The organism is Nioella sp. (genome assembly GCF_964229645.1).
Classification (GTDB): Bacteria; Pseudomonadota; Alphaproteobacteria; order Rhodobacterales; family Rhodobacteraceae; genus Nioella.
Window position 1 is genome coordinate 1 of sequence record NZ_CAXREX010000099.1, and the last position, 9,138, is coordinate 9,138.

Genomic DNA, 9,138 nt, shown 5'->3' on the forward strand with positions numbered 1-9,138 from the left:
AAATCGGGCCGCTACGAGGCACAGGGATGACGGCAGGCCGGTCGCTGGAGCTTTACTTCGTCGATGGCAGGCCCGACGGCATGCTGACAGCGGAGGTCTTCAACTGGACCGGCCATGTCCTGCGCATCCCCCGCACCCGGCTGGCCGAGGGGCTGCAGCGGGCGCAGGCGCGCCAGACCGGCGTCTACCTGCTGCTTGGAAGCGATGAGACCGGCCCGCTGGCCTATATCGGCGAGGCCGAGGACATGGCCCGGCGGATCGGTCAGCATGCGAAGGAAAAGGACTGGTGGGAGGTCGCCGTTCTGGTCACCACGGCGGGCGACGCCCTGAACAAGGCCCATATCCGCTACCTCGAAAGCCGCCTTGTCGCCATGGCCCGCGCTGCCGGGGCAACGCGACTGGAGAACGGCAACCAGCCCGCCGGGTCCAGCTTGAACGAAGCCGCGACCGCCAACATGGAAAGCTTCCTCGACACGCTGCACATGGTGTTGCCCGCGATCCGGGTGGACCTTTTCCAGACCGGTCGGCGTAGCACATCGCGGGAAGTGGCGCAGCAGCCCACTGAGGCGCCCAGATTTCACCTCGCTGTGCCGCGCCACGGGGTCGACGCCACGGCGGACCTCGTAGACGGCGAATTGCGCGTGAAGGCCGGATCGGAAGTCAGGCCCGCTTGGGTGGGCGATCCGAAGCATGCCTCGAACTATCGGGAACTGCGGCAGCACCTCGTAGCCCGCGGGATCATCTCCTTATCCGGCGACAGCGCGCGGATGACCGAGGACTATGCTTTTTCTAGCCCCTCTGCGGCTGCGGCGGTCGTTACCGGTCGTTCTGCCAACGGGCGCACGTCTTGGAAGCTCCCTGATGGCCGCACCTATGCCGACTGGGAAGCGGCCCAGATCGAAGGAGCCACCGAATGATCACCGTCGACGAGGCTCTGGCCCATTGCCTTGCGCTGGCCGAGCCGCTGGATAGCGAGCACGTGCCGCTGGCCGAGGCCGCAGGCCGGGTTCTGTCGCGCAGCGTTGCGGCGCGGCGCGACCAGCCGCCCTTCGCCTCGTCCGCGATGGACGGCTACGCGGTGACGGCCGAGGCCCCCCGGACCGGGGACCGTTTCACGGTGGTGGGTGAAGCGGCTGCGGGCCATGGCTGGGACGGCAGGCTGCATGACGGGGAGGCCCTGCGCATCTTCACCGGCGCGCCCCTTCCCGCGGGCGCCACGCGCGTCATCATCCAGGAAGACGTGACGCGAGAGGGAGACGTCATCACCCTTGGCGATCGGCTCGACCACCAGACCAATATCCGCCCCGCCGGCAGCGACTTTCGCAAGGGCCAGACGCTCGACGCGCCGCGCGTGCTGCGCCCTGCCGACGTGGCGCTGGCGGCCTCGATGAACCAGCCCGCCCTGCCCGTCGCGCGCAAACCTGTGGTCGCGATCATCGCCACCGGGGACGAACTGGTGCAGCCGGGCGAAGACCCGCGCGCGGACCAGATCGTCGCCTCCAATTCCTACGGCATCAAGGGCATGGCCGAGGCCGCCGGGGCCCATGCGCGGCTCTTGCCCATTGCCCGCGACCGGGTGGAGAGCCTGGCCACTGTCTTCGGGCTTGCGGCGGATGCCGACATCATCGTGACCATCGGCGGGGCCTCCGTGGGCGATCACGACCTGGTGGGCCAGGTCGCCCTGGCCAGCGGGATGGAGCGCAGTTTCTACAAGGTGGCGCTTAGGCCCGGCAAACCGCTGATGGCCGGGCGCATGGGGGCAGCTGCGCTTCTGGGTCTGCCCGGCAACCCGGTATCCTCGATGGTCTGCGCGCAGATCTTCCTGGTGCCGATGATCCGCGCCATGCTTGGCCTGGGCAAGGCCCCCGCCCCGCGCGAGACCGCCGAACTGGCGGTGGACCTGCCCGAAAACGGCCCGCGGGAACATTACATGCGCGCGACGCTTGATACGGGCGGGCGCTACCCGCGCGTGACCCCGGGCGAGCGGCAGGATTCCTCGCTGCTGACCGTGCTGGCCCATGCCGATGCGCTGATGATCCGGCCCGCGGGGCAAGGCCCGCTCAAGGCAGGTGCCCTTGTGGAATTCTTGCGGCTCTAGACCGCCGGGATTGACACGAAGGGGGAACGGCAGTAGAACATTCCCCGAACAGATGCGATTTTCCGTAAGGGGAGGCCCGAGATGCTGACCAAGAAGCAGCTGGACCTGTTGGAGCTTATTCACCGCCGCATGCAGCGCGATGGCGTGCCGCCGTCCTTCGACGAGATGAAGGATGCGCTGGACCTCCGGTCGAAGTCGGGCATCCACCGACTGATCACGGCGCTTGAGGAACGGGGTTTCATCCGCAGGCTGGCGCACCGGGCCCGCGCGATCGAGATCGTGAAACTGCCCGAAAGCCTGGAAGCCAAGCTTGGCGGCTTTACCCCCCGCGTGATCGAGGGCAGCCGCGCCGACCCGCCGCGCGATGCCCAGCCCGTTACCGCCGCCGCCGCGATGGACCTGCCCGTGATGGGCCGCATCGCCGCCGGCACGCCGATCGAGGCGATCAGCGAAGTGTCCACCCACGTCGCGGTGCCCCATCAGATGCTGACCACCGGCAAAAGCCACTACGCGCTGGAGGTGAAGGGCGACTCGATGATCGAGGCCGGGATCAACGAAGGCGATATCGTGGTGATCGAGGAAGGCTCGACCGCCGATAACGGCGATATCGTCGTGGCCCTGGTCGAAGGCTACGAAGCAACGCTCAAGCGCTTCCGCAAGAAGGGCAACATGATCGCGCTGGAAGCCGCGAACCCCGCCTACCAGACACGCATGCTGCGCGAGGACCAAGTGAAGGTTCAGGGCAAGCTGGTCGGCCTGATCCGCACCTATTGATCAGGCACCCAGGGCCTTTGGCCCTGCGCCGCCCGGGCTGTCAGGATCCGCATCCCCCCACTTTGCGGGAACAGGGCAAGCGCCCCGGTCTGGCGCAGCAGGGCAGGCCCGATCAGGCGGCACCGGCCATCGTCCGGGGCCAGCAATGCCCCCGACAGGATGTCGTCGGACATTGGCGCTGACAGACTTGCCGCCTCTGGTGGCTCGTCGGATGTGATGACCCAGTCGTACATCGCGCAAGCCCGCGCGAAATCCGCTTGCCCGCGACGCCCGGTTCCGTGCCACAGGCTCGTCCCTGCCAGAACGATCCCCCGGCCCGCCCCGTCTTCCTGCCAGCCGGTCCGCCCTGCCGCAGCAGCCTGGCCGGAGCCGTCGCCATCGTTTTCCAGCCAGATGCGGGCGACAAACCCGTCCCCCCTCGGACGGCTGAGCGCACGGCCCCCTGGTCCCATGACCCCCACCAGCCCGCCCGAGGGCGAAACCAGCACGGCGGGCCTGTCCGCAGCGGTCCACAGCGCAATCCCCATCACCACGGGCACGACCCCGATCCAGCGTCCCCGTCCCTGCCACAGGATCACGGCGAGCGCCCCAAGCGCCACAAGCGGCAGCACCGCGCCGGGCGGCGCCACGACCTGCTGCACCGCGCCTTCCATCCGGGCCACGCGCTCAGCGACGGCCAGGATCCAGGTCAGCCCTGTCTCCATCACCGTCAGGGCAATCCAGTCAAGACCAAGCGGCCAGAGCAGCCCAGCAACCACCGCCGCCGGAATGACCAGGCTGCCCATCACCGGCACGGTCAGCAGATTGGCCACCAGCCCGTAGACCGCCCACATGTTGAAATGCGCCGCCGCGAATGGGGCCGTGGCCAGCCCGGCCACCGCCGACGACAGCACAAGCCCGCTCACCCCCCGGCTCCAGCGCGGCCAGGCGGCCAGCCAGCCCAGGTTCTTGACGGCGTTGAACACGGCCACCAGCGCCGTGGTGGCGGCGAAACTCATCTGGAAGCCCGGCCCAAGGAGGGATTCCGGCCTGTGCGCCAGCACGATCAGGGCAGCAATAGCGACCGAGCGTAGCGTGATCGCGCGGCGGTCCAGCAGCACGGCCAGGAACATGACCGCCACCTGGATGAAGGCCCGTTCCGTGGCCACATTGCCCCCGGCAAGCGCCAGGTAGAAAGCCCCGGTCATCAATGCGCCGACAGCGGCGACCTTCTTGGTCGGCACGCGCAGGGCCAAAGGCGCGATCAGCGCCAGCCCGCCCCGCAGCACAAGGAAGACGAAGCCGGTCAGCAGCCCCATATGCAGACCGGAAATGGCCAGCAGATGCGCGATATTCGTCCGGCGCAGGTTCTCGAGCGTCTCGGCATGAATGCCCGACCGATCCCCCGTCAGAACGGCGGCGGCAAAGGCCCCTGCCTCGCCCCCGATGCGGTCTCGGATCGCCTGCGACAGGCGCATGCGCAGCCCGGCAAGCGGCAAGTCCCCCGCCGGGCGCGGGACCATGACCAGCGCGGGGCTTCTCGTATAGCCCACGGCCCCGATCCCCAGGAACCAGGCGTGGCGCTGGAAGTCGAAACCGCCCGGTTCCGCCGGACCTTCTGGCGGTGACAGGTGCCCCGTCATCGCCACCCGCTCTCCCGGCACGGGATGGAAATGGCCCTGTTCCCCATGAAGCGACACCCGCACCCGGCGCGGCACCCGCTCGGGTGCGGTTCTGGCCAGCACCACCCGGTCGAGGGTCAGGCGCAGCACGTCCGAGGCGGATCGGTCAACCGCGATCAGCCGCCCCTCGATGGGGCCGTAATAGCGAAACTCCAGCACCGGCCCCGCCACGAGCTGCGTGCGCAGCCCCGCCGCGCAAAAGCCAAGCGCCAGCAGCAGCAGTGCTGTCGCAAGCGGCCCCAGGCTCTCACGCCGCCACCGCGCGAGGATCGCGGCCAGGAGGGCCGCCCCCGCCACCCCGGCCCAGGTTCCGCGCCCCGGTTCTGCGGACAGCGCGAAATAGGTCCCGACCCCCAGGCCGAAGAGCACCGGCGCCCAGGGCAACAGAAACCCCCGCTGCCGCTGCTGCACCGCATCGAGCGCCTGCACAAGTCGCACCCTTGCCACCCTTCCCGGCCTTGCCTAAACCACTGCCAACCAAGACTGCGGCCACATGGTTGCCAAAGAGTTAACGCCAAGGCGCTGCCGAGACGCCCTCGAAAGGAATGCCGATGACCTCGAATGTCGTGACCCGCTTCGCCCCCTCGCCCACGGGCTTCCTGCATATCGGGGGCGCGCGCACCGCGCTCTTCAACTGGCTCTATGCCCGTGGCCGCGGCGGCACCTTCCTTCTGCGCATCGAGGATACCGACCGCGAACGCTCCACCCCCGAGGCGACCCAGGCCATCCTGAACGGTCTGACCTGGCTCGGGCTCGACTGGGACGGCGAACCGATCAGCCAGTTTGCCCGCCGCGACCGCCACGCCGAGGTCGCGCGCGAGATGCTGGCCCGGGGCCACGCCTACAAGTGCTTCTCCACGCAAGAGGACATCCAGGCCTTCCGCGATGCAGCCCGCGCCGAGGGCCGCTCGACCCTCTTCCTCAGCCCCTGGCGCGACGTGGCCGAGGCCGACCACCCCGACCTTCCCTTCGTGATCCGGCTGAAGGCCCCACGCGAGGGCGTGACCGTGATTCATGACGAGGTGCAGGGCGACGTGACGATCCGCAACGACCAGCTCGACGACATGATCCTGCTGCGCTCGGATGGCACGCCCACATACATGCATGCGGTTGTGGTCGACGATCACGACATGGGCGTCACCCACGTGATCCGGGGCGACGATCACCTCAACAACGCCGCGCGCCAGGCCCAGATCTACCACGCCATGGGCTGGGCAGAGCCGGTCTGGGCGCATATCCCGCTGATCCACGGCCCCGACGGCAAGAAACTGTCCAAGCGCCACGGCGCGCTCGGGGTCGAGGAATATGCCGCCATGGGCTATCCGCCGGCCGCCATGCGCAACTACCTGGCCCGGCTCGGCTGGTCCCATGGCGATGACGAGCTTTTTTCCGATGAACAGGCCAAGGAATGGTTTGACCTCAAGGGAATCGGCAAATCCCCGGCCCGGCTCGATTTCAAGAAGCTCGAACATGTGGCCAGCCACCATATCGGGGCCATGGACGATAACGCGCTTGTCGCCGAAATCGAGCGATTTCTCGTTGCCGCGCAGCAACCCGCCCTTTCGCAGTCGCAGAAAGATGGGCTTGCCGCTGCGATGTATTGCCTCAAGGACCGCGCCCGGTCTTTGCCGCAACTCCTTGAAAAAGCGCACTTTGTCCTGACATCGCGTCCAATTGACCTCGATGAGAAGTCCGCCGCCGCCCTGGATGATGTATTCCGTGGTATACTGGCAGAATTGACGCCGCAGTTGCAAAATGCTAGCTGGACACGCGACACGCTTGAGGCGATTGTTTCGGAAGTGGCCGAGCGCCACGATCTGAAATTGGGCAAGCTCGCGCCGGTCCTTCGGGCCGCGATCGCAGGCCGCGCAGTCAGCCCGAGCGTTTTCGACATGATGCTCGTCATCGGACGCGACGAAACCGTCGCCCGGCTGGCGGATGCTGCAGCCACCTGACTGGGAGAGGTCACAGGCTGCCTGCGAACTTGAGGGCCCGGGCAACCGGTCCCGGGACTTCCGCCGGACCTCGTCCGGCGGCCTTATTGAAGAGGGACTCATATGGCAGACAGCAAGACCGCGACGCTCACCTTCGACAACAAGAGCTTCGAACTGCCGATTCATTCGCCCACCGCGGGCCCGGATGTGATCGACATCACCAAGCTCTACGGTCAGGCTGGCGTCTTCACGCATGACCCAGGGTTCACTTCCACCTCGGCCTGCGAATCCACCATCACCTATATCGACGGTGACGAGGGCATCCTGCTGCATCGTGGCTACCCGATCGACCAGCTGGCCGAGAAGTCGCATTACCTCGAAGTCTGCTACCTGCTGCTCTACGGCGAACTGCCGACCGCCGCGCAACTGGAAGATTTCGAGAACCGCGTGACCCGTCACACGATGGTGCACGAGCAGATGCACAACTTCTTCCGTGGCTTCCGCCGCGACGCCCATCCCATGGCCACCATGGTGGGCGTGGTCGGGGCCATGTCGGCCTTCTACCACGACTCGACCGACATCTCGGACCCGTGGCAGCGCGAAGTGGCGTCGATCCGGCTGATTGCCAAGCTGCCCACCATCGCCGCGATGGCCTACAAATACTCGATCGGCCAGCCCTTCGTGTATCCGCGCAACGACCTCGACTACGCGTCGAACTTCCTGCGCATGTGCTTCGCGGTTCCGGCCGAGGAATACATCCCCGATCCGATCCTGAGCCGCGCGATGGACCGTATCTTCACGCTCCACGCCGATCACGAGCAGAACGCCTCGACCTCGACCGTCCGCCTCGCGGGCTCCTCGGGGGCCAACCCCTTCGCCTGTATCGCCGCCGGCATCGCCTGCCTCTGGGGCCCCGCCCATGGCGGCGCCAACCAGGCCTGCCTGGAGATGCTCAAGGAAATCGGATCGGTCGACCGCATCCCCGAATACATCGCCCGCGCGAAGGACAAGAACGACCCCTTCCGCCTGATGGGCTTCGGCCACCGGGTCTACAAGAACTTCGACCCGCGCGCGACGGTGATGAAGAAGTCGGCCGACGAGGTGCTGGATCTTCTGGGCGTGGAAAACAACCCGCTTCTCCAGGTCGCCAAGGAACTGGAGCGCATCGCGCTGGAAGACGCGTATTTCGCCGAGAAGAAACTCTTCCCGAATGTCGACTTCTACTCGGGCATCATCCTCGAAGCGATGGGCTTCCCCACCTCGATGTTCACGCCGATCTTCGCCCTGTCGCGGACCGTGGGCTGGATTTCCCAGTGGAAGGAAATGATCGCAGACCCGAAAGGCAAGATCGGTCGCCCGCGCCAGCTCTATACCGGCGCCCCCTTCCGCGATTACGTGGATATCGAGAACCGCTGATCGCGCTCGATGACAAGCTTTCGAAGGCCGTCCTCATCCCGGGGCGGCCTTCTTGCTTAAGAGCCCCTTGTCGCGCGCCCGTTAACCTTAACGCGCGCCTGCCCCTTCTTCTTTGCCCAAATACCCCCGCCGGAGGCGTTGCAAAGCGCGCATCCGCCGATACTCTGCTGCCACGCGCAGAACAGGAGCCCCCATGCCCCGCAAGATCATCATCGACACCGATCCCGGCCAGGACGACGCCGTCGCGATCCTGCTGGCCCTGGCCAGCCCCGAGGACCTGGAGGTTCTGGGGATCACCGCCGTCGCCGGAAACGTGCCCCTGGCGCTGACGGCCAAGAATGCCCGCAAGGTCTGCGAAGTGGCAGGACGGCCCGACGTGAAAGTCTATGCAGGCTGCGACCGCCCGCTGGCCCATACGCTGGTGACTGCCGAACATGTCCACGGCAAGACCGGGCTCGACGGCCCGGATCTGCCAGAGCCCGAGATGCCGCTTCAGCAGGGGCACGCGGTCGATTTTCTCATCGACACCCTGCGCGCCGAGCCTGCGGGCACGGTCACGCTCTGCCCGCTCGGGCCGCTCACCAATATCGCGACCGCGCTGCAAAAGGCCCCCGACATCGTGGGCCGCGTGCGCGAAATCGTGTTGATGGGCGGGGCCTATTTCCAGGTGGGCAACATCACGCCCGCCGCCGAGTTCAACATTTACGTCGACCCGGAAGCTGCTGAAATTGTTTTCAAATCGGGCATTCCCATCGTGGTGATGCCCCTCGATGTCACGCATAAGGCGCTGGTCACCGCCCCGCGCAACGAGGCCTTCCGGCACCTGGGCACGGAACCGGGCCGTATCGTTGCCGAATGGACCGACTTCTTCGAACGGTTCGACAAGGAAAAATACGGCTCGGCCGGGGCGCCGCTCCATGACCCAACGGTCATCGCCTACCTGCTGAAACCCGATCTTTTCCGGGGCCGCCACATCAATGTGGAAATCGAAACGGGCTCCGCGCTCACCCGTGGCATGACCGTTGCCGACTGGTGGCGCGTCACCGACCGCGCGCCCAATGCGCTCTTCATGGGCGATATCGACGCCGACGGGTTCTTTGCCCTGCTGACCGAGCGGATTGCCCGGCTGTGAGCCTGCGCCTTGCCTGCGCGGATGACCTGCCCGTGCTCCTGCCGCTGGTGGCGGCCTATCACGCCCATGAGGGCATCTCCGCCCGCCCCAAGGCGGCCCTTGACCACACGCTGCGCGGCCTTC

General features: G+C 66.9%; 7 protein-coding genes. 6 read left to right on the forward strand and 1 reads right to left on the reverse strand.

The genetic code is table 11. The features are described from left to right. The 3 genes from ACEQXV_RS06815 to lexA all read left to right on the forward strand — a co-directional run. Nucleotides 1-917 (forward strand): GIY-YIG nuclease family protein (locus tag ACEQXV_RS06815; RefSeq protein WP_370268446.1); only part of this gene is annotated, 917 nt, incomplete at its 5' end. Beyond that, nucleotides 914-2,098, forward strand: coding sequence for a gephyrin-like molybdotransferase Glp (gene glp / locus ACEQXV_RS06820; RefSeq protein WP_370268447.1), 1,185 nt, complete (start codon nt 914-916; stop codon nt 2,096-2,098). The genes ACEQXV_RS06815 and glp, both read left to right, overlap by 4 nt. A gap of 81 nt (nt 2,099-2,179) precedes the next feature. After that, a complete protein-coding gene (gene lexA / locus ACEQXV_RS06825) occupies nt 2,180-2,872 on the forward strand; it encodes a transcriptional repressor LexA (RefSeq protein ID WP_370268449.1) in 693 nt (230 codons plus the stop codon). Here lexA and ACEQXV_RS06830 read toward each other — a convergent pair. Beyond that, complete coding sequence (locus ACEQXV_RS06830; RefSeq protein ID WP_370268450.1) at nt 2,866-4,971, reverse strand: ComEC/Rec2 family competence protein; 2,106 nt, start codon at nt 4,969-4,971, stop codon at nt 2,866-2,868. The genes lexA and ACEQXV_RS06830 overlap by 7 nt on opposite strands. A gap of 107 nt (nt 4,972-5,078) precedes the next feature. Between ACEQXV_RS06830 and gltX the strand changes: the two genes are divergently transcribed. From gltX to ACEQXV_RS06845, 3 genes are all read left to right on the forward strand, one after another. Next, nucleotides 5,079-6,488 carry a glutamate--tRNA ligase gene (gene gltX, locus ACEQXV_RS06835; protein ID WP_370252718.1) on the forward strand — a complete coding sequence of 470 codons (1,410 nt, stop codon included), beginning with the start codon at nt 5,079-5,081 and terminating at the stop codon, nt 6,486-6,488. Nucleotides 6,489-6,590: 102 nt separating this feature from the next. Then, complete coding sequence (gene gltA, locus ACEQXV_RS06840; protein WP_370268451.1) at nt 6,591-7,883, forward strand: citrate synthase; 1,293 nt, start codon at nt 6,591-6,593, stop codon at nt 7,881-7,883. Nucleotides 7,884-8,076: 193 nt separating this feature from the next. After that, nucleotides 8,077-9,015 carry a nucleoside hydrolase gene (locus ACEQXV_RS06845; RefSeq protein WP_370268453.1) on the forward strand — a complete coding sequence of 313 codons (939 nt, stop codon included), beginning with the start codon at nt 8,077-8,079 and terminating at the stop codon, nt 9,013-9,015. Nucleotides 9,016-9,138 lie beyond the last annotated feature (123 nt).

What these genes read in the sequence shown, in the direction of transcription:
- glp (WP_370268447.1), top strand. Translation starts at nt 914, where the DNA reads ATGATCACCGTCGACGAGGCTCTGGCCCATTGCCTTGCGCTGGCCGAG.
- ACEQXV_RS06845 (WP_370268453.1), top strand. Translation starts at nt 8,077, where the DNA reads ATGCCCCGCAAGATCATCATCGACACCGATCCCGGCCAGGACGACGCC.
- gltX (WP_370252718.1), top strand. Translation starts at nt 5,079, where the DNA reads ATGCCGATGACCTCGAATGTCGTGACCCGCTTCGCCCCCTCGCCCACG.
- lexA (WP_370268449.1), top strand. Translation starts at nt 2,180, where the DNA reads ATGCTGACCAAGAAGCAGCTGGACCTGTTGGAGCTTATTCACCGCCGC.
- gltA (WP_370268451.1), top strand. Translation starts at nt 6,591, where the DNA reads ATGGCAGACAGCAAGACCGCGACGCTCACCTTCGACAACAAGAGCTTC.